This window comes from Bacillus sp. 275, assembly GCF_001999205.1.
GTDB classification, from domain to species: domain Bacteria; phylum Bacillota; class Bacilli; order Bacillales; family Bacillaceae; genus Bacillus; species Bacillus velezensis.
Window position 1 is genome coordinate 1,574,774 of the sequence record NZ_CP019626.1, and the last position, 18,104, is coordinate 1,592,877.

Sequence of the window (18,104 nt, forward strand, 5' to 3'; positions counted from 1 at the left end):
TCTCACTTACAGGACAGCAAGCGATTCATTTCGTATATCGGTGATCAGCATGTGCCCCGGTGAATGTGTTATTACGATGTCAGGCTTTGCTTCCATGATCACCGCCTGGGGCGTAACGCCGCAAGCCCAGAATACGGGAACTTCGCCTTCCCGCACCGTTACGGCATCTCCGAAATCCGGCTGATGCAAATCGCTGATACCGATGCTTTGCGGATTTCCGATGCGGACGGGGGCGCCGTGCACGGCGGGAAAACGTGACGTGACCTGCGCCGCGCGGACTGCAAGCCTTTCCGGAATCGGTCTCATGCTGACGACCATCTTTCCAGAAAACGGGCCGGCGGGAACACAGTCAATGTCTGTTTTATACATGGGGACATTCACACCCTCATCGATGTGCCTGATTGGAATGTGCTGATTAATAAGGGCTTGCTCGAATGAAAAACTGCAGCCGATTAAAAACCCGACATCATCATCCTTCCAATACGGCGTAATATCCGTTACCTCTTCAGTAAGCACGCCATGCCGATAAATCCTGTATTTCGGAAAGTCCGTCCGGATATCAGCTCCCGGCGCAGCTATTGCCGGAACGGGTGAACCCGCATCCGTTACATCAAGCACCGGACAAGGCTTTTGATTGCGCTGGCAGAATAAGAGAAAATCAAAGGCAAGATCCTTTTGCAAAACGACGAGATTGGCTTGTGCGTAAAAAGCGGCCATCCCCGCCGTCGGCCCGGTCATCTGCCCCTTCCTGATCAGCTGTCTGACTTCTTCGGGGCTCATGTCACTCATATGGTTTTTCATATCATCAGCTCCATAGCTGCGGCATCTGCGTGAATAATGTATAGATGCCCATAACCGCCATGACAACCACTACGATCGCCCCTGCAATCGTGAGCCAGATCGGATGCTTGTAATCGCCGACGATTTTTTTCTTATAAGCGCCCAACAGTATCATCGCTAATGCAAGCGGCAGAATTAAGCCGTTAAGCGAACCGACAGCGACCAGAATTTTGGCAGGCTGGCCGATCGTAACAAAAATAAGAGTGGATACGATGATAAAACCGATAATGACGCGATGTGAGTGCTTTTCGATTTTTGTTGAAAATGATTTGAAAAATGACACCGATGTATAGGCGGCGCCGATGACAGACGTGATAGCGGCAGACCACATGATGACGCCGAAAATTTTATAGCCTACATTTCCCGCCGCAAGCCGGAATACAGAAGCCGCCGGATTTTCAGGATCAATGCTCAGGCCCTTTGAGACGACGCCGAGCACGGCGAGAAACAGGGCAATCCGCATAATCGATGTAATCAGAACGCCTGTGATGGAGCTTTTCGTAACCTGAGGGAGGACTTCCTTCCCTTGGATGCCTGAATCAAGCAAACGGTGGCCGCCGGCAAATGTAATGTATCCGCCGACCGTGCCGCCGACAAGCGTCACGATCGCCAGCACACTGATATGATCAGGCATAAAAGTTTTCACAACGGCGTGTCCGACCGGCGGAGCCGTCGTTACGGCAACATACACTGTCAATACGATCATGACGATTCCGGCGATCTGCATAAAACGGTCCATGACTTTTCCGGCTTCCTTTATGACAAAAATCAGCACCGCGACCGCTGCGCTGATTAAAGCGCCGATCTCCGGTTTGATTCCGAATAATACTTGAAGACCGAGACCCGCGCCGCCGATGTTTCCGATATTAAACGCAAGTCCGCCGAGCACGACCAGAAAAGCAATGGCATAACCGGCGCCCGGAAGCACCATATTGGCAATCTCTTGGCCGCGCTTTCCGGAAACCGCGATAATCCGCCATACATTGGTTTGCGCGAAAATGTCCAAAATAATAGAAATTAAAATGATAAAGCCGAAGCTTGCCGCCAATGTATTGGTAAACGTGGCCGTTTGCGTCAGAAAGCCGGGCCCGATTGATGATGTCGCCATCAAAAATGTCGCGCCTAAAAGAAGCGACCATTTGCCGGAAGCCTTTCCGGCTGTTTTTTTCTTTTGCTCCATGCTGTCTTCCTCCCTCTGCTGCTCAGTCTTTTGAAAGCGCGCTGATTTGAATGTCTGCCGCTTTTAATTCTTTTTTGATTGTTTTTGCGAATGTGAGGGCGTGGGCCCCGTCTCCGTGAATGCAGACCGTGTCCGCTTTCAGGCTTACAGCTTGTCCCTTACGTGATGTCACCGTGCTGTCTTTCACCATTTGAATCACTTGACCGACCGCTTTTTTGTCATCCTGAATCAGCGCATCCGGCTCTGAACGCGGCGTCAGCGTGCCGTCTTCCTGATAGGTGCGGTCCGCAAACACTTCGCTTGCCGTCCTCAGTCCGATTCGATCTCCCGCTTTAATCAGCTCGCTTCCGGAAAGCCCGAAAAGAATAAGCCCGGGATCAAAATGACAGACCGCCTGAGCGATGGCTTCAGACAGGCCGGGATTGACGGCGGCCATATTATATAAAGCGCCGTGCGGCTTCACATGCTGCATCTCGACACCTTCTGCTTTTAAAAACCCTGACAGCGCGCCGATTTGGTACAGCGTCAGATCATACGCTTCCTCGGGTGTAATCGCGATCTGCCGCCGCCCGAATCCCTGCAGATCGAACAGCCCGGGATGAGCGCCGATTTTCACGCCTTTTTCCGCCGCAAGCGCAACCGTTTTGCGCATCACGCTGGGATCACCCGCATGAAAGCCGCAGGCGATGTTTGCAGATGTCACATAATCCAAAATCTCTTCATCCAGCCCGATTTTATAAGCACCGAAACTCTCTCCTAAATCACAATTGATGTCAATCTGAAACATAAGATCCCTCCTGTATTGTAAACGTTTTATATGATTATCATTCCGCTATTCGGAATGACTATTCCGAATTGTTGGATTTCTCTTCATTATATTTATTTCTGACAGGTTTGAACATCCTTTTGTCAGAAAACCTACCATGGACCTAGTCACAAATCTGACAAAACAAAAAAAAAGAGAGTCTCATACTGAGACTCTCTCTTTTTTCTATTATAACACCCAGTGGCGGATCGCTTTGGCGACCCCGTTTTCCGTGTTGACATCAGTCACCCAGTCAGCTGTTTCTTTCACAATGTCCTGCGCATTCCCCATGGCGACGCCGACACCCGCTTTTTCAATCATGGCAATGTCATTCAGACTGTCACCCATGGCCATCACATTTTCCATCGTGAAGCCGAGTTTTTCCGATACCTTCGCCAGCGCAGCCGCTTTGTTGATACCGAGGGCATTGACTTCGATGTTGATCGGACTGGAGTTTGTGATCTCGAGCTCCTTGTATTCCTTGAGCTCTTTCAGCACCTCATTCCGCACTTCGTCATCCTCGATTTCGAATCCGAACTTGAGCCACTGATGATCCGTAATCGTTTCCGGGAATTCCCCTCTCCACACTCTATCGACGGTAGAGGCCCAGAAATTCGTGTTGTGCTTATTCCTCAGATCCCATAATTTTTGAATATGATCGGTATGAAGAAGCTTGCGCTCAACCAGCTCAAAGTCAGAATCCCAGATTTCGCTGCCGTTTGCCGTGATTAAAAAGGATGACAGCTCGAGAGACTCAGCCAGTTCGCGGCAGGTCATCAGCGTGCGTCCTGTGCTGATGACGACGTGAATTCCTTTCGCCTCCGCTTCCTTGATCGCCCGCCGGTTTTCCTCCGGGATGAGCTGCTCGTCATTGAGCAGGGTTCCGTCCATATCAATCGCGATCAGTTTAATATCTGCGTCTTCTCTTTGTATCGGCATATATGTACCTCACTTTTTATAATGTAGTCGTCTCTATTTTAATACATATGACCCACAGGAACAAAAAACCGCTTCATGCGTTTGGCGGGGAGAACGTTGAGGAAAAGAAATATTGAGGTGATGGAGGATGAAAGAAAGAAAACAAAAGAACAAACCGAATGAAAATCCTGAACATCATGATTTAACCGATCCGATTCCGCTGGAAGAGCTGAAGGAAAACGCCAATGACGAAAAACACAAACATGACCAAAGGGACAATTCACAAAGTGAAAGAGATTATGATACAAAATAACAGGCTTGTCCGAAAGCCGCCGCTGGAGGCGGCTTTTTTTTACGATGGCTGGATATATATGCTGAGCTCAGCTTCCGCCACAGGCTTCCCGGCAACAGACGCTTTCGCCCGGCCGAACACAAAACCGCGTCTGATTCTCGTGACCTCAAAAAAAAGATCCAGACGGTCTCCCGGCAAAGCGGCACCTAACCTTTCCGCTTTCTTCACCGCGGATAAGAGACCGAGGCCGTCACCGCCGGTAATTCCCGCGCAAGCCGCCGTTTGGGCCATTGCTTCAACGACGAGCGAAAATGGCATCTCTCTTTGGGATTCAGTTATAAACCAGTCATTTTCACTGATGTTTTTGTAAGCAGCCGCCCATTTTCCGGCTTCACTGTTCGTCGTGCCGTCAATCAAAAGAAACGGAAAACGATGGGGCAATAGCTTCTGATTCATCACGCAGCCTCCCTTCTCTCTCATTATAACGCAAGAAAAAACCCGCGTCCCCCGACGCGGGTTCATTTTTATTGATTGAGCTTTTTGAGCACGATGCCGTGCAGCGGCTCATGCGGCTGAATACCGCAAATGTCTTGAAGAACGCCGCTCGTGCCTTTTTCCGCGATAAGCTTTTGCAGCTCAACCGCTTCCGGATCATCCTGATAGTCAAAACGCAGGGCGGCGGCGATGCCTTCTGCCAGCGCGTTCGGTTCTTTTATTTTTTTGGCCGGCCCTACTAATCTGTCATTCGCTCCGAGTTTTCTGAGCGGTGATCTGGCGACTCTTGTCACATCATCCGTGATGTATTCATTTTCAAAGCGGCCGATGATTTTCTTCATGTACTGCTCGTGTTCGGCTTGCTTAAAGCCGTACGCTTTCACCAAGTACTCGCCCGTTTCTGAAAGTGCATCGTACACGACACGCCGGATTTCCGGATGGCCGATGGCCTCTTTGACGGTTTTTAATCCGCGCTGATAGCCGACGTACGCCGTAACGGCATGACCGGTATTGACGGTAAACAATTTCCGTTCAATGAACGGCGTAAGATCATCCGTAAACAACGCACCTTCCAGTACCGGCTGGCCGCCGGCAAAGCCGGTTCTGTCTATGACCCATTCAAAAAACGGTTCTACGGATACTTTCAGCGGATCTTCATGGTGCTGAATCGGCACGATCCGATCCACCGCAGAATCCGGGAAGCCGACCGTCCGGTTCACGAGTTCCCGTTCCGCTTCCGTCAAATGTCCGAAAACTTCTTTTTTCAGAAAACTGCTGCCGCCGATCATATTTTCACAGGCAATGATATTGAGAGGTTCAGAGGACGTTCTGCGCTTCAGCCCTTCCGCGATGGACGGGGCGATGAGTCTGAGAACGTTCGGGCCCACCGCCGTCGTAATGATCGCCGCTTCATTGATCAGCCTGTACAGCTCTTGTTCTTGCACCGCGCTGTTGATGGCTGAAACGGGGCCGATGATTTCAGCCTGCCGGCCGCCGTCGGCAAGCTCCACGGTATATTCCTTCTTTTCATTGAGAAGGCTGACCATTGTTTCATTCACATCAGCGAAAACTACCTCATAGCCGGAATGATGGAGCAGGGCGCCGATAAAGCCCCGCCCGATGTTTCCCGCTCCGAAATGAAGGGCAATCATGTCAGTTCACCTCGCTGAAAATAGCGGCCAGTTCTTCTTCCGTCTTTGCACTGATCAGCCGTTCGATGTTTTCTTCCTCTGAGCAGATGATGGCGATGTTTGACAGGATGTCTAAGTGTTCATTGTTTTTTCCGGCGATACCGAAAACGACCTTTGCCGTATTGCCTTCACCGTATTCAACACCGTCCGGAATCTGGATGACGGAAATGCCTGAATGAAGCACCTCATCCTTCGCATCTTCCGTGCCGTGCGGGATCGCGATGAAATTCCCCATAAACGTCGATGATGTTTCTTCACGTTCGAACATTTTTTCCACATAGCCGTTCTTCACGTAGCCGTTATCAATCAATGTCTGTCCCGCGAGGCGGATGGCATCCTCTTTTGAGTTCACCGTCTGGTTCAGTTTGATGTTCGCTTTAGCCAATACTTCCATGATGAAAATCCCTCTTTCTGTTTGATTAGTTTTTAAGCTTTTCAATCAGTTCATCGTATTTCGGGCTGTTCAAGAAATTATCAACCGAAATGTGCACCGCCTGCGGCAGCTTCGCTTTCGCGCGGTCAGTCAGGTCCTTATGCGTAATGACGATATCCGCGTCATTCGGCAGATTATTGATCGACGTATTTGTCACATTAATATCCAGGTCTGCTTTTTTCACTTTGTTTCTTAAAATGGAGGCGCCCATTGCGCTCGATCCCATACCCGCGTCACACGCGAAGATAATGCGGCTGACTTGGTCGGCGGAAATATCAGCGGCGCTGTTTTCCGGCTCTTCCTCTTTGTCCGCCAACGCGGCCGCCGCTTCACTTTTCCTGCCTTTCATTTCCTGCATTTTTTCCGCCGCGGCTGTCAAATCTTCTTCGCCCGCTTTAGACGATTTCAGAATAAGCGCCGAGACGATAAACGATACGGCCGCGGCAACGATGACGCCCGCCAGCACGCCGAGGTAGCTTCCTTTCGGCGTCAGCGCTAAAATGGCGATGATGCTTCCCGGAGATGATGCCGCGACAAGACCCGCGTTAAAGATCGAGAATGTAAGAAGTCCGCTCGCTCCCCCGGCGATCGCCGCGAGGATCAGCATCGGTTTCATTAAAATGTAAGGGAAATAGATTTCATGAATCCCCCCGAAGAAATGAATGATCGCCGCTCCCGGAGCCGTCGATCTTGAAGAGCCTTTCCCAAAGAACATATATGCCAGTAAAATACCGAGTCCCGGCCCGGGGTTCGCTTCCACTAAGAACAGAATGGATTTACCCGCTTTGGCGGCCTGCTCGATTCCGATCGGACTTAAAATGCCGTGGTTGATCGCGTTATTCAGGAACAGGACTTTCGCCGGTTCTACGAAAACGCTTGCAATCGGCAGCAAATTCGCGTGGACAATGACTTCCACACCCGCCGCCAGCAATTTGTTAAGAGACAGGACGACCGGGCCGATCGCATAAAACGCGATAATCGTGAGCACAGCTCCGATAATTCCCGCCGTGAAGTTGTTGATCAGCATTTCAAAACCCTGTCTGACTTTATCTTTAAATACACGGTCTAATTGTTTAATGAGATAACCGCCCAAAGGCCCCATAATCATTGCCCCTAAGAACATCGGAATGTCCGCTCCGACAATGACTCCGATGGCCGCCGTCGCTCCGACGACTCCCCCGCGGTGATCGTAAATCATTTTTCCGCCCGTATATGCGATTAAAAGCGGCAGAAGATACGTAATCATCGGGGTTACCAATGTATTCAGCTGCGGATTCGGAAACCATCCCTTAGGTATAAACAGCGCGGTGATAATTCCCCATGCGATAAAAGCGCCGATATTCGGCATGATCATACCGCTTAAATAACTGCCGAACCGCTGTATCTTCACTTTCATGCCAGCTTGCTGTTCTTGCTGCATGTTCATTCCCTCCCTGTTTGCTTGCCTTCAGATGAAAATAAATAAGACACGGGGTTTCTCTCTCTCCCCTGTGTCTTCATCATAAAACGCTTACAATTCTCATTCAATGAAAAGTAAAGAGGAGTTTGGCACAGAGACTGTGACAACTCCTTAACAAAAAAAAGACACCTCATCAAAGGTGTCTTACCGCTTTCTGTATATAATGTGTCCTTTTGTGACAACGAGTTTGGCAATGAGCCGCTCACTGACAATAAACACCGGATACGCACATACGAGCGCGAAAATGGCGGCCGGCACATACCGCGCTGCCGGAAACATCGGCATGACGGCGGTTCTGGCCATCTGCACAAGATAAATCAAAAGCACCGTGATCGCAATGGCCGCAGCCATAATCGGAGCTGATACTTTATATTCACGCAATTTCACATGGCAATGCCCGCACTGAAACTGGCACGGGATCATGGATGATCTGACCATGTCGCCTGTAATCGGCTTGCCGCAGTTCGGGCAGGTCGTTTCTTTCATGTTTATTCCTCCATTCAACTCTTCTATTATAACAGAGTCTGACTACGTCTTTTACATTTGTGATTGTTCAACATTTTTTCACATATTTTATCATCAGGCTCTTGTGTGCATTTGTGAAAACATCTACTCTTAGAGGGAGGTTCATCACTCATTCGCATAAAAAGGAGGATGCAGAATTGCTTCCGATTCACAGACAGCAAACCTTGCTTGAATGGCTGAAAGAAGAGGGCGCGCTGAAAATCTCTGACATAAGCGAGAGATTCGGCGTCTCCGAGATGACCGTGTACAGAGACGTCAATCAGCTGGCGGATGCAAACCGGATTATCCGGACACCCGGCGGCATTACGCTCCCTCCCGCTTCAGAACGAAGCGCCAATCAATGCGGCTATTGCCTGCGGCCGATTCAGCATTCGTATTCTGTTCAGCTTATTACCGTTTCACAAGCCGTTGAGCAGATGTGCTGCATTCATTGCGCGATTTTGCGGTATGAGGATAAAAAGGAAGAAGTGTCCCACGTCATTTGTAAAGATTTTCTTCTCCAGACGACGCTGACGGCCGCTTCCGCATACTTTTTAGTCCATGCCGATATTGACCTTCACTGCTGCCGGCCTCAGGCGATTCCCTTCTCAACACTTGATTACGCAGAACGGTTTCAAAAAGGATTCGGCGGGGTCATTTGCACCTTTGACGAGGCGGCGGATATCATCTTACACGACAGGCAGAAGGGATGCACCTGCAGCAAGACATAACAACAACCAACCGGAAGGCGGTGTCATCATCCATGAGACAGAACAAACGCTGGCTCATCTTTTTGCTGTTCCTTGTTTTGATTCCGAAAACAAGCTTCGCCCACGCCTACATCACAAACTCAAATCCGGGTGAGAACAGCGAATTAAAACAAGCGCCGAAGCAGATTGAAATTGAGTTTAATGAACAGATTGAAGAAGGATTCCACTCCATTAAGGTCTATAATTCATCCGGCGAACGGGTCGATGCGGGCAAAACGGTGATTCAAAAAAATGATGCCCGCATCATGACCGCGGCATTGAAAAAAAATCTGCCGCATGATATTTACAGAGCAGAATGGAACGCGGTATCGGCCGACGGACATCCGGTATCCGGCGTCATCCCTTTCAGTATCGGAAAAGCCGGCGGAGAACTTCAGGAGCAGACATCATCGCAAGCGGCGCTTCATCCCGAAGCGGCCATCGGCCGCGGTATTTTGTACATCGCTCTCTCCCTGTTTATCGGCACGGCTTTTTTCCATCTGTTTTGGTACAGAAATAATAAAGATTCATCAAAAGCAAAACGAACTGTAAAGCTGCTCGTGATTTCTTTATGTGTAACGGGGCTCGCGCTTATCTGCCAGCTCCCGATCCAGACGAAAGAAAACGCGGGCGGCGCTTGGAGCGCCGCGTTCCAGCCTGACTATGTAAAAGAAACGCTTCTGAAAACGGCAGGCGGGTATGTCTGGATGATCCAGATCAGCTTATTTATCCTGCTCGCCCTGTCCATGATCCCGCTGTTGAAGAAGAAAGCATTCCGGTCATTTGCGTACTGGACGGCGCCGCTGTTGTTCTTCTTCGCTTCGCTTTTGGCAAAAGCATTCGCAGGGCATGCGGCGGTTATCGACGAAAAAGCGGTCGGCATCGCGATGGACTTTCTCCATTTATCGGCCGCGTCTGTATGGATGGGCGGTATCGCCGCGCTTGTGCTGCTTCTTTCATCAGAGTGGAGAAAACCCGATAAAACCATCGCTTGGGAAACGGTCAGACGGTTTTCTCCTTGGGCGTTCGCCTCTGTCGGTGTGCTGTTATTTTCAGGTGTGCTGAACGGATTTTTCATTATCCGCACGTTTGATTCACTCTTTCACACCGCTTACGGTAAGACGCTCCTTTTGAAAATCGGACTGTTTGTCATCATGCTTGTGCTCGGCGCCGTTCACGTATGGATGACGAAGTTCAGCAGAAAAAGGAGCATCAGCGCAACGATAAAGGCCGAATGGGCACTAGGCATTGCGGTGTTATTTACAACCGCCGTCTTCACAAGCCTGCCCAGCCCGCCGCCGCCTGCGCCATTGCCTTTTAACGGCTCAGAAACGATCGGAAACGGGGAAACCCTGTCCTTGCACATTACGCCGAACCAGCCGGGTAAAAATGAATTTCAAGTCATTGTCACCGATCACAACGGCAGCTTGGTAAAAGACATTCAGCAATTTACGGTCACTGTTTACCAGACGGGCTTCAGCGGCAACCAGCATGAAAGCACCTTTGATTTGAAGAAGACGAAAGAAGGCACATTCGAAGCCGCCAACCTGTCCATCACCGAAAAGGGAAACTGGAAGATCAAAGTCCACGGGCTGACAAACGATTTTAATGAAATCAACCAAATATTCTCAACGACAAACTAAGGAGTGTATCTCATGTTGAAAAAAAAGGCTTTATTATTCATATCCGCCGTGACCCTGTCACTCGTCGGTTTTACGGCGGCAGCAAGCGCCCACGTCTCAGTCAAACCGGCGGAATCCGCGGCCGGTTCTTGGGAAACGTACACGATGAAAGTGCCTGTGGAAAAGAATGAGCCGACAACGAAAGTCGTGCTGAAAATGCCCGCCGGCGTTGAATTTCAGCAGTATCAGCCGATTCCGGGCTGGAAAACATCCGTATCCAAACATGATGACAAAGCGGTCTCCGTCACTTGGGAAGCAAAGGACGGCGGCATTCAGCCCGGCCAATTCCAGCAGTTCACGTTCGTTGCGAAAAATCCTGAAAAGAGCGGAGATGCCGCTTGGGACGCTTATCAATATTACAAAGACGGCAGCATTGTAGAATGGACGGGTGATGAGAAAGCCGACACGCCCCACTCGATTACGAAAATCACGAAATCGGCCAGCGTGACGGATGCGCACGGAGCTGAACAGCCAAACGAAGAAAGCAAATCCGGCGTATCAGCGTTTGATATTGCAGCCATCGTTCTGTCAGCTGCGGCGATTATCCTTTCCATCGCGGCGCTTGTAAAGAAAAAACGCGCGTAAGCAAAAAGCGATCCGGCTCTAAAGAGCCTGCGATCGCTTTTTTTTCTTATCCGCGGCCTGCCTGGAATGACGGATATTTGGTCATTCCCCCGTCAGCAAACAGCGTAATGCCGGTTACGTAGCTTGATTCCTTTGAAGCAAGCCAGACGGCGACAGCCGCGATTTCTTCCGGCTCACCGATATATCCCATCGGAATCATGCTTTCCACATCTTTTCTCTGAACGGGATCCGCAAATTTTTCCGCGTTGATCGGCGTATTGATGGCTCCCGGCCCGATGTTGTTGACACGGATGCGCTTCGGCGCGTACTCAAGCGCCAGCGTTTCCGTCATCAATTTGATGCCGCCTTTACTCGCCGCGTAGTGAACAAACAGAGGCCATGGAATCATTTCATGTACGCTTGACATGTTAATGACGTTTCCTTGAATATCATTCTCTACGTAATATTTAATGGCTTCGCGGCTTCCTAAGAAAGCGCCGGTCAGATTGGTATTGATGACTTTGTTCCAGTCTTTGAGCGGCATTTCATGCGACTGAACCGGATTTTCCATACCGGCGTTATTGATCATGACATCCAATGTGCCAAATTCCTTCACCGCGGTCTGCACGATGTTTTTGACATCTTCTTCTTTTGTGACGTCGCCTTGAATGATGACCGCTTCGCCTCCCGCTTTTTGAATCTCTTCTTTAACGGTTTGGGCGTCTTTTTCATTACTATAGTAGTTAACCACGACTTTCGCCTGCTCCTGTCCGAAGCGGATCGCCATCGCTTTTCCTAATCCTGATGAAGCTCCCGTAATGGCAACGACTTTTCCTTTTAAATCCGTGTACATGTTCAAACCTCCTGCATTTGTTATGAATTTGATTTCGCAACGCCTAAGAATACCGCGGCCACAATGATCAGGATAATCCCGATGGCAATGGCGACCAGCTGACGCTTCGTTTTGCTCTCACGGAGAATGAAGATTCCGCCGAGCGTGCTGATGACGATCCCCATTTGAGAGAGGGAAAAACTTGTCGCGACTCCGACGCGCGGCTGTGAGATGAACAGAAACATATTCCCGAGCGCCCAGATGATTCCTGGCAGAATGTTCTTGAGGGCGTACTTATTAAACGGTTTATGCTTGTACGTCAGGAGCAGCCCGCCGATGACCATCCCGATCGCCTGCGGCAGAAGCGCTGACCATCCGGATACGCCGAACAGCCGGGCCACAACGACATAGACCAAATAACCGAGCGTGGAGATCAGCAGGATGACAATGCCTTTTTTTAAGTTTCCCGGTTCTCCGTCCGCCCGCCCCTTTTTATCTTCTAAAGATGTGAGCACAATCCCGATGATGATAAAAATAAGGGCGAGAATACCCAGCGTAATCGCGATCGGGGTTGACCATTCTTTGAATACGATCACACCGAACAAAGAAGTCGAGACGAGCTGCATTCCCGTTGATATCGGCATCGTTTTTGAAACGCCCATCAGCTGTATGCTTTTTAGCTGATTGCTTTGGCCGAGCGACCAAAACAGCCCCGAGATGATGCCGACAATAAAAATGCGCCCAGACAGCACCGGGTGGACAAACAGATACAACACAAACGAAACGATGAGCGCCCCGATTGTCGTTCCCAGCGTCTGGCTGTAAGGCCCGCCGCCTAATTTGACGTTAAATAACACGATGCTCCCCCAAAATAAAGCCGGGAGAAGAGCCAGTAATATATCCATGATGGCGACCTTCTTTCAATCGTATTTGCTGTTATTTTGTCTGGAATCGAACCGATTATTCCCGCAAGATCAAAAAAGCCTGCCGGCGATATTCACCGGCAGACTGCTCAATAAAAACAGCCCCGCTTAGAAGCGGGGCTTACTTTTCGGCTGATTAAAGTCCGATAGACATGTATTTGGTTTCCAGGTACGGCTCAATGCCTTCCGTACCGCCTTCACGGCCGATGCCGCTTTCTTTCATTCCTCCGAACGGCGCTTGAACCGCGGACGGACCGCCGTCATTCCAGCCGATGATGCCGTATTCAAGCTGTTCAGAAATATAAATGCCGCGGCGGTAGTTTTCTGTGAAGAAATAAGCCGCAAGCCCGAACGGCGTATCGTTCGCAAGCTTGATCGCTTCATCAATATCTGAGAACGTAACGATCGGCGCAACCGGGCCGAATGTTTCTTCATGCATGATGTTCATGGATGTATCTACATTTGACAGCACGGTCGGCGTCACGAAATAGCAGCCTTTTTCATCGTTTTGGTCATACGTTCCGCCCGTCAGCACTTTTGCGCCTTTTTCCACGGCGTCATTAATTTGGCCGACGATTTTATCGAAGCCTTTTTTGTTGATGACAGGGCCGACGTTTACGCCTTTTTCAAGACCGTTTCCGACTTTGAGTTTCGCAGCTTCTTCACTCAGTTTTTTCGCAAACTCGTCTTTTACGGATTCGTGTACGATCAGCCGGTTCGCACAGACGCAGGTTTGGCCGGCATTTCTGAATTTAGAGGCCATTGTTTGGGCTACCGCCAGATCAAGATCAGCGTCTTCATCCACGATCAGCGGCGCATGTCCGCCAAGCTCCATTGACATATGTTTTACGGTGTCGGCGCTGTTTTTCATCAGGATTTTGCCGACAGGCGTTGAGCCGGTAAAGGTAATTTTGCGGATTTTCGGGCTGCTGGTGAAGACGTTTCCGATTTCGGCTCCGTCACCGATCACCACTTGCAGCACGTCCTTCGGAATTCCCGCTTCATATGCGAGACGCGCAAGGGCGTAAGCGGAAAGCGGCGTATCCTCCGCCGGTTTGATGATGAACGTACAGCCTGCCGCCAAAGCGGGCGCGGCTTTTCTTGTAATCATCGCATTCGGGAAATTCCACGGCGTGATCGCGGCTACCGGGCCGACCGCCTGACGGGTGACGACAATCCGTTTGCCCGTTGTCGGCGCAGGTACTGTTCTGCCGTAAATCCGTTTTGCTTCTTCGGCGAACCATTCAATATAGCCGGCGCCGTATAAAACTTCTCCGACCGCTTCTTCGTACGGTTTGCCGTTTTCTTTCGTAATTAATTCCGCAAGTTCTTCTTTATTTTCAACAATCAGCTCATACCATTTTCTCAGCAGTGAGGCACGTTCTCCCGCTGATGTTTTGGACCATGATTGAAACGCTTGATGTGAACGTTCAATCGCTTTTTCAACATCTTCGGCCGTCTGCTGGGGGATGCTTTCGATCGCCTCTCCCGTTGCCGGGTTGTACACTGTTAATTGTTCTGGCATATTGAACATTCCTTTCTCTGCTATAGTAAAGCCATTGAATGCTAGTTGATGTATCTCACACTTTCATGATAGCAGACACATCCGCCGGCATTCCAATAATTGAACTCACAGAGCTGCTTCGATAATGGAAAGGCCTTCTTTGAGCTGCTCATCCGTCACGACAAGCGGCGTCAGGAATCTGATAATGTTGCCGTTAATGCCGGCCGTCAGCAGCAGCAGTCCGTTCTCGTTCGCCGTTTTGGCGATCGCCGCGGCTTTTGCTTTGTCCGGTTCCCGCGTGTCCGGATCTTTGACAATTTCGATGGCCGCCATCGCGCCGAGTCTGCGCACTTCTCCGATGCAGGCATGCTCTTTTTTCCACTCGAGCGCTTGATGCTCGATGATCCGGCCGATCTCCTCGGAACGCTGATTCAGCCCTTCTTCTTCAATAATATCCAAGACCGCAAGCGCAGCCGCACAGCCGAGCGGGCTTCCCGCATATGTGCCCCCGAGTTCCCCCGGCGCGGCGGCATCAAGCATTTCCGCCCGGCCGATGACGCCGCTCAGCGGCAATCCGGCCGCAAGTGATTTGGAAACGGTGATCAAATCAGGAACGGCCCCGAAATGTTCAATCGCAAAATACGTTCCCGTTCTGGCAAAACCGGTCTGAATCTCATCCGCTACAAAAACGATGCCGTGTTTTTTACAAAAAGCGGCGACGTGCTGCACGAAACGTTTTGACGGAATGATGAAGCCGCCCTCTCCCTGAACCGGCTCCATGACGACACAGGCGACGGTTTCCGGTGCAACTGCGGCGATAAAGAAATCCTCAAAAGCGCTGATGATAAAGTCGTCATACTGCTCGTCGCTCATGCCGGCCGGCTTTTGATAATAGTAAGGAAACGGCGCCTGATACACCTCTGAGGCAAACGGGCCGAAACCGAATTTATAAGGCTTCACCTTGCTCGTCATGCTCATCGTCATGTTCGTGCGGCCGTGGAACCCTCTTGTAAATGACACGACAGCCTGGCGCTTCGTATATTTTCTGGCGATTTTTACGGCGTTTTCCACCGCTTCCGCCCCCGAATTGAGAAAAATCGCTTTTTTCGCATGATCTCCCGGCGCAAGGGCGCAAAGTTTTTCGGCCAGCTCAATATAAGACGGATACATCATGACGTTAAATCCCGGGTGAATCAGATCCTCCGCCTGTTTCTTCACGGCCTCCACCACTTTCGGATGGGAATGGCCGACATTCAGCGTTCCGATCGCTCCGGCAAAATCAATGAATCGTCTGCCGTCCAAATCGTACAAAAGCGCCCCTTCCCCTTTTACCGCCATGCTGCGGTTTCCGTTGCCGACCCCCTTGGAAACGAATTGATCCCGTTTTTGCTGCCACTGGGCAGTTGTCACTTCCGATGATGCTGTTCGACTCATAGATTCCATCCCCCTGCATTGTTTTCTTATCATTCTGACTTCTTTTTGGTATGATGAAAAGTACCAAAATCAATTTATCCATGGTATCAGAAAGGAGCAGGGTCTGGATGCTGACGATTTCCATTGATCATTCGGAAACGGCGGATTATATCTATCAGCAGATCTATCAGCACATAAAAGCGGCCGTTTTTAAGCGCAGCCTGATGCCTCATACAAAGGTGCCGTCTAAACGGGAGCTTGCCGAGACGCTGAAGGTCAGCGTGAATTCAGTGAATTCAGCTTATCAGCAGCTGCTTTCGGAAGGTTATTTATATGCGGTCGAAAGAAAAGGTTTTTTCGTGGAGGAAATTGATACGGTTTATTATGAAGAAACGCCTTCGCTCCTATTGCCTGATGATTTGAAAGAGCGGGAGACGGATAAAAGCGGCTGGATTTCATTTTCACATATGAGCGTGGATACGGCGCATTTCCCCCTGAAAAGCTGGTTCCGCTGTGAGCAGAAAGCAGCCGCCCGTTCATTTCATACACTCGGAGAACTCGTCCATCCTCAAGGTTTATATGAAGTCCGTGAAACAATTTCGCGGCTTATTTCCCTGACAAGGGGCGTTACATGCCGCCCGGAACAAATCGTGCTCGGAGCGGGCACACAAATGCTGATGCAGCTGCTGACGGAACTGCTGCCAAAAGACGCGCTCTACGCCATGGAGAACCCGGGATATATGAGGATGTACCGGCTGCTGCAAAACCTCGGGAAAAAGGTTGCGACGATCAGCCTTGATGAAAAAGGCATGTCCATGAACGAAATCGAAAAACGCCGGCCCTCTGTATTGATCACCACGCCTTCCCATCAATTCCCCTCAGGCGTGATCATGCCGGCTTCCCGGCGGATTCAGCTTTTAAACTGGGCCGCCGAACAGAACGGCCGCTTCATCATTGAAGATGATTATGACAGTGAATTTAAATATGACGCCGATACGATACCGGCGCTTCAAAGCCTTGACCGGTTTCAAAATGTCATCTACATGGGGACCTTTTCAAAATCCCTTTTCCCAGGTCTGCGCATCAGCTATATGGTTCTGCCGCCCGGGCTTTTGCGGACGTTCAAAGAGAGAACGTATGACCTGCAAACGTGCAGCACGCTTGCCCAGCTCGCGCTTAAAGAATTTATCGAATCAGGTGAATATCAGAAACATATTAAAAAGATGAAGCAGCATTATAAGAACATGCGGGAATGCCTCATTTCGGCTTTGGAAGAAACATTCGGAGAAAGAATCAGTGTAAAGGGCGCCAATGCGGGGCTTCATTTTGTCACTGAGTTTGAATGCGCACGTTCAGAAAAAGAGATATTGGCACGGGCGGATGCAGAACAGCTCGATCTGTTTGCGATGAGCCGATTCCGTCTGAAAGCGGGAGGCGATTCAAATAAGCCGCAGCTTATCCTGGGGTTCGCACGCCTGAAGGAGAGCGATATTCAAGAAGGCGTCTACAGGCTTTACCGGGCGGTTTTCGGCGCATAAAAAAACCCCCGGAATTCGGGGACTTATTTACCAGCGGTCCGGTTCTGTCTGCAAAATCGCCTCCAACAGGCCGGGAAACGCCGCTTGTAAATCATGTTTGCGCAGGGAATAATAACGGTGCTTCCCGTCTATGCGCACTTGGGCGATCCCCGCTTCCCGCAGCACTTTGAAGTGATGGGACAGCGTTGATTTAGCGACCCGGACATCAGCGCAGGTTCCGCACGTTTTTTCTGTTGTTTCCGCCAATTGTTTGACCAGCTCTAAGCGGAGCGGATCACTCAGAGCATGAAGAACCTTTGTCAGCTGTAAGCGTTCGGTTTCAGGATGGTTTGGAATGTTCATGAGTCAAATGTAACACAGATCATCGGCGGGTGACAATTTAGGCGGTGAGGGTTTTTCCTTTACCATTCGCAGCGAAACATGTTACAGTTAGTTCGATAATATTCGAACTATAACAAATAAACCCAATCAGGAGGAATAACAATGATCGTCTTACAGGCTTACATGAAAGTAAAAGCGGATAAACGCGAGGAATTTTTAGGAGAAGCGCAATCACTTGTTCAGCATTCACGCGCGGAAGAAGGAAATGTGCAATACGATCTTTTCGAAAAAGTCGGTGAGGAAAATACATTCGTTATGCTTGAGCAATGGAAAGATGAAGAAGCGATGAAATTCCACAACGCAACTGACCATTTCCAAGGATTCGTGGCAAAAGCAAAAGAAGTGCTGAGTGCGCCGCTTGACGTCGTCCGCACAGAACTGTCAGAGTAACGAAAGGATGAA

At 50.0% G+C, this 18,104-nt stretch carries 20 protein-coding genes; 6 read left to right on the forward strand and 14 right to left on the reverse strand.

All coding sequences use genetic code 11. The features are described 5' to 3' along the window. Nucleotides 1-6: 6 nt before the first annotated feature. The 4 genes from BZ167_RS07535 to BZ167_RS07550 all read right to left on the reverse strand — a co-directional run bounded on the left by BZ167_RS07535 (nucleotide 7) and on the right by BZ167_RS07550 (nucleotide 3,764). The gene (locus tag BZ167_RS07535) at nucleotides 7-780 is read right to left on the reverse strand and encodes a putative hydro-lyase (protein ID WP_228903616.1); all 774 of its coding nucleotides are present in this window, start codon (nucleotides 778-780) and stop codon (nucleotides 7-9) included. Nucleotides 781-805: 25 nt separating this feature from the next. Further along, nucleotides 806-2,020 carry an NRAMP family divalent metal transporter gene (locus tag BZ167_RS07540; protein WP_077392015.1) on the reverse strand — a complete coding sequence of 405 codons (1,215 nt, stop codon included), beginning with the start codon at nucleotides 2,018-2,020 and terminating at the stop codon, nucleotides 806-808. 22 nt (nucleotides 2,021-2,042) lie between these two features. After that, nucleotides 2,043-2,807: a 5-oxoprolinase subunit PxpA gene (locus BZ167_RS07545; RefSeq protein WP_007410294.1), complete on the reverse strand. Its 765-nt coding sequence runs from the start codon at nucleotides 2,805-2,807 to the stop codon at nucleotides 2,043-2,045. 207 nt (nucleotides 2,808-3,014) lie between these two features. Beyond that, nucleotides 3,015-3,764 carry a Cof-type HAD-IIB family hydrolase gene (locus tag BZ167_RS07550; protein WP_007410293.1) on the reverse strand — a complete coding sequence of 250 codons (750 nt, stop codon included), beginning with the start codon at nucleotides 3,762-3,764 and terminating at the stop codon, nucleotides 3,015-3,017. A 127-nt stretch (nucleotides 3,765-3,891) separates the two neighbouring features. Between BZ167_RS07550 and BZ167_RS20130 the strand changes: the two genes are divergently transcribed. Continuing rightward, complete coding sequence (locus BZ167_RS20130) at nucleotides 3,892-4,056, forward strand: hypothetical protein (protein WP_003156294.1); 165 nt, start codon at nucleotides 3,892-3,894, stop codon at nucleotides 4,054-4,056. A gap of 39 nt (nucleotides 4,057-4,095) precedes the next feature. Here BZ167_RS20130 and BZ167_RS07555 read toward each other — a convergent pair whose 3' ends face one another. From BZ167_RS07555 to BZ167_RS07575, 5 genes are all read right to left on the reverse strand, one after another. Next, nucleotides 4,096-4,491 (reverse strand): 3-hydroxyacyl-ACP dehydratase FabZ family protein, encoded by a 396-nt coding sequence (locus BZ167_RS07555; protein ID WP_033575072.1) that lies wholly within the window; start codon nucleotides 4,489-4,491, stop codon nucleotides 4,096-4,098. Between the two features lie 68 nt (nucleotides 4,492-4,559). Further along, nucleotides 4,560-5,681 (reverse strand): mannitol-1-phosphate 5-dehydrogenase, encoded by a 1,122-nt coding sequence (locus tag BZ167_RS07560; RefSeq protein WP_061861156.1) that lies wholly within the window; start codon nucleotides 5,679-5,681, stop codon nucleotides 4,560-4,562. A gap of 1 nt (nucleotide 5,682) precedes the next feature. Continuing rightward, a complete protein-coding gene (locus tag BZ167_RS07565; protein ID WP_012116817.1) occupies nucleotides 5,683-6,114 on the reverse strand; it encodes a PTS mannitol transporter subunit IIA in 432 nt (143 codons plus the stop codon). 25 nt (nucleotides 6,115-6,139) lie between these two features. Beyond that, a complete protein-coding gene (locus tag BZ167_RS07570) occupies nucleotides 6,140-7,579 on the reverse strand; it encodes a PTS mannitol transporter subunit IIBC (protein ID WP_134816609.1) in 1,440 nt (479 codons plus the stop codon). 177 nt (nucleotides 7,580-7,756) lie between these two features. Next, the gene (locus BZ167_RS07575; RefSeq protein ID WP_003156306.1) at nucleotides 7,757-8,098 is read right to left on the reverse strand and encodes a hypothetical protein; all 342 of its coding nucleotides are present in this window, start codon (nucleotides 8,096-8,098) and stop codon (nucleotides 7,757-7,759) included. A 176-nt stretch (nucleotides 8,099-8,274) separates the two neighbouring features. On the opposite strand from BZ167_RS07575, the gene BZ167_RS07580 reads away from it, so the two are divergent. The 3 genes from BZ167_RS07580 to BZ167_RS07590 are packed head-to-tail and all read left to right on the forward strand — an operon-like array spanning nucleotide 8,275 to nucleotide 11,132. Then, nucleotides 8,275-8,847 (forward strand): DeoR family transcriptional regulator, encoded by a 573-nt coding sequence (locus tag BZ167_RS07580; protein ID WP_007609432.1) that lies wholly within the window; start codon nucleotides 8,275-8,277, stop codon nucleotides 8,845-8,847. Between the two features lie 32 nt (nucleotides 8,848-8,879). Beyond that, nucleotides 8,880-10,508, forward strand: a complete 1,629-nt coding sequence (locus BZ167_RS07585; protein WP_015416821.1) for a copper resistance CopC/CopD family protein — start codon at nucleotides 8,880-8,882, stop codon at nucleotides 10,506-10,508. A gap of 12 nt (nucleotides 10,509-10,520) precedes the next feature. Next, nucleotides 10,521-11,132, forward strand: a complete 612-nt coding sequence (locus BZ167_RS07590; RefSeq protein ID WP_031378676.1) for a YcnI family copper-binding membrane protein — start codon at nucleotides 10,521-10,523, stop codon at nucleotides 11,130-11,132. 46 nt (nucleotides 11,133-11,178) lie between these two features. Here BZ167_RS07590 and gdh read toward each other — a convergent pair whose 3' ends face one another. The 4 genes from gdh to gabT all read right to left on the reverse strand — a co-directional run bounded on the left by gdh (nucleotide 11,179) and on the right by gabT (nucleotide 15,804). Beyond that, complete coding sequence (gene gdh, locus BZ167_RS07595) at nucleotides 11,179-11,964, reverse strand: glucose 1-dehydrogenase (RefSeq protein WP_015416819.1); 786 nt, start codon at nucleotides 11,962-11,964, stop codon at nucleotides 11,179-11,181. Nucleotides 11,965-11,984: 20 nt separating this feature from the next. After that, entirely contained in the window at nucleotides 11,985-12,848 is an 864-nt protein-coding gene (locus BZ167_RS07600; RefSeq protein WP_003156317.1) for a RhaT/GlcU family sugar-proton symporter, read from the reverse strand. Between the two features lie 154 nt (nucleotides 12,849-13,002). Continuing rightward, nucleotides 13,003-14,391 carry a succinate-semialdehyde dehydrogenase gene (gene gabD, locus BZ167_RS07605; protein WP_007410282.1) on the reverse strand — a complete coding sequence of 463 codons (1,389 nt, stop codon included), beginning with the start codon at nucleotides 14,389-14,391 and terminating at the stop codon, nucleotides 13,003-13,005. Between the two features lie 105 nt (nucleotides 14,392-14,496). After that, on the reverse strand, nucleotides 14,497-15,804 hold the full coding sequence (gene gabT, locus BZ167_RS07610) for a 4-aminobutyrate--2-oxoglutarate transaminase (RefSeq protein WP_015416818.1): 1,308 nt from the start codon (nucleotides 15,802-15,804) through the stop codon (nucleotides 14,497-14,499). Nucleotides 15,805-15,911: 107 nt separating this feature from the next. Here gabT and gabR point away from each other — a divergent pair, with 107 nt between their 5' ends. Further along, entirely contained in the window at nucleotides 15,912-17,321 is a 1,410-nt protein-coding gene (gene gabR / locus BZ167_RS07615) for a MocR-like transcriptional regulator GabR (protein ID WP_061890423.1), read from the forward strand. 27 nt (nucleotides 17,322-17,348) lie between these two features. Here gabR and BZ167_RS07620 read toward each other — a convergent pair whose 3' ends face one another. Further along, nucleotides 17,349-17,663 (reverse strand): ArsR/SmtB family transcription factor, encoded by a 315-nt coding sequence (locus tag BZ167_RS07620; protein ID WP_015416816.1) that lies wholly within the window; start codon nucleotides 17,661-17,663, stop codon nucleotides 17,349-17,351. A 141-nt stretch (nucleotides 17,664-17,804) separates the two neighbouring features. Between BZ167_RS07620 and BZ167_RS07625 the strand changes: the two genes are divergently transcribed. Beyond that, a complete protein-coding gene (locus BZ167_RS07625) occupies nucleotides 17,805-18,092 on the forward strand; it encodes a putative quinol monooxygenase (protein ID WP_003156323.1) in 288 nt (95 codons plus the stop codon). Nucleotides 18,093-18,104 lie beyond the last annotated feature (12 nt).

What these genes read in the sequence shown, in the direction of transcription:
- gabR (WP_061890423.1), top strand. Translation starts at nt 15,912, where the DNA reads ATGCTGACGATTTCCATTGATCATTCGGAAACGGCGGATTATATCTAT.
- BZ167_RS07625 (WP_003156323.1), top strand. Translation starts at nt 17,805, where the DNA reads ATGATCGTCTTACAGGCTTACATGAAAGTAAAAGCGGATAAACGCGAG.
- BZ167_RS07545 (WP_007410294.1), bottom strand. Translation starts at nt 2,807, where the DNA reads ATGTTTCAGATTGACATCAATTGTGATTTAGGAGAGAGTTTCGGTGCT.
- BZ167_RS20130 (WP_003156294.1), top strand. Translation starts at nt 3,892, where the DNA reads ATGAAAGAAAGAAAACAAAAGAACAAACCGAATGAAAATCCTGAACAT.
- BZ167_RS07585 (WP_015416821.1), top strand. Translation starts at nt 8,880, where the DNA reads ATGAGACAGAACAAACGCTGGCTCATCTTTTTGCTGTTCCTTGTTTTG.
- BZ167_RS07555 (WP_033575072.1), bottom strand. Translation starts at nt 4,491, where the DNA reads ATGAATCAGAAGCTATTGCCCCATCGTTTTCCGTTTCTTTTGATTGAC.
- BZ167_RS07600 (WP_003156317.1), bottom strand. Translation starts at nt 12,848, where the DNA reads ATGGATATATTACTGGCTCTTCTCCCGGCTTTATTTTGGGGGAGCATC.
- BZ167_RS07550 (WP_007410293.1), bottom strand. Translation starts at nt 3,764, where the DNA reads ATGCCGATACAAAGAGAAGACGCAGATATTAAACTGATCGCGATTGAT.
- BZ167_RS07590 (WP_031378676.1), top strand. Translation starts at nt 10,521, where the DNA reads ATGTTGAAAAAAAAGGCTTTATTATTCATATCCGCCGTGACCCTGTCA.
- BZ167_RS07535 (WP_228903616.1), bottom strand. Translation starts at nt 780, where the DNA reads ATGAGCCCCGAAGAAGTCAGACAGCTGATCAGGAAGGGGCAGATGACC.
- BZ167_RS07560 (WP_061861156.1), bottom strand. Translation starts at nt 5,681, where the DNA reads ATGATTGCCCTTCATTTCGGAGCGGGAAACATCGGGCGGGGCTTTATC.
- gabT (WP_015416818.1), bottom strand. Translation starts at nt 15,804, where the DNA reads ATGAGTCGAACAGCATCATCGGAAGTGACAACTGCCCAGTGGCAGCAA.
- BZ167_RS07540 (WP_077392015.1), bottom strand. Translation starts at nt 2,020, where the DNA reads ATGGAGCAAAAGAAAAAAACAGCCGGAAAGGCTTCCGGCAAATGGTCG.
- gdh (WP_015416819.1), bottom strand. Translation starts at nt 11,964, where the DNA reads ATGTACACGGATTTAAAAGGAAAAGTCGTTGCCATTACGGGAGCTTCA.
- BZ167_RS07565 (WP_012116817.1), bottom strand. Translation starts at nt 6,114, where the DNA reads ATGGAAGTATTGGCTAAAGCGAACATCAAACTGAACCAGACGGTGAAC.
- gabD (WP_007410282.1), bottom strand. Translation starts at nt 14,391, where the DNA reads ATGCCAGAACAATTAACAGTGTACAACCCGGCAACGGGAGAGGCGATC.
- BZ167_RS07570 (WP_134816609.1), bottom strand. Translation starts at nt 7,579, where the DNA reads ATGAACATGCAGCAAGAACAGCAAGCTGGCATGAAAGTGAAGATACAG.
- BZ167_RS07620 (WP_015416816.1), bottom strand. Translation starts at nt 17,663, where the DNA reads ATGAACATTCCAAACCATCCTGAAACCGAACGCTTACAGCTGACAAAG.
- BZ167_RS07575 (WP_003156306.1), bottom strand. Translation starts at nt 8,098, where the DNA reads ATGAAAGAAACGACCTGCCCGAACTGCGGCAAGCCGATTACAGGCGAC.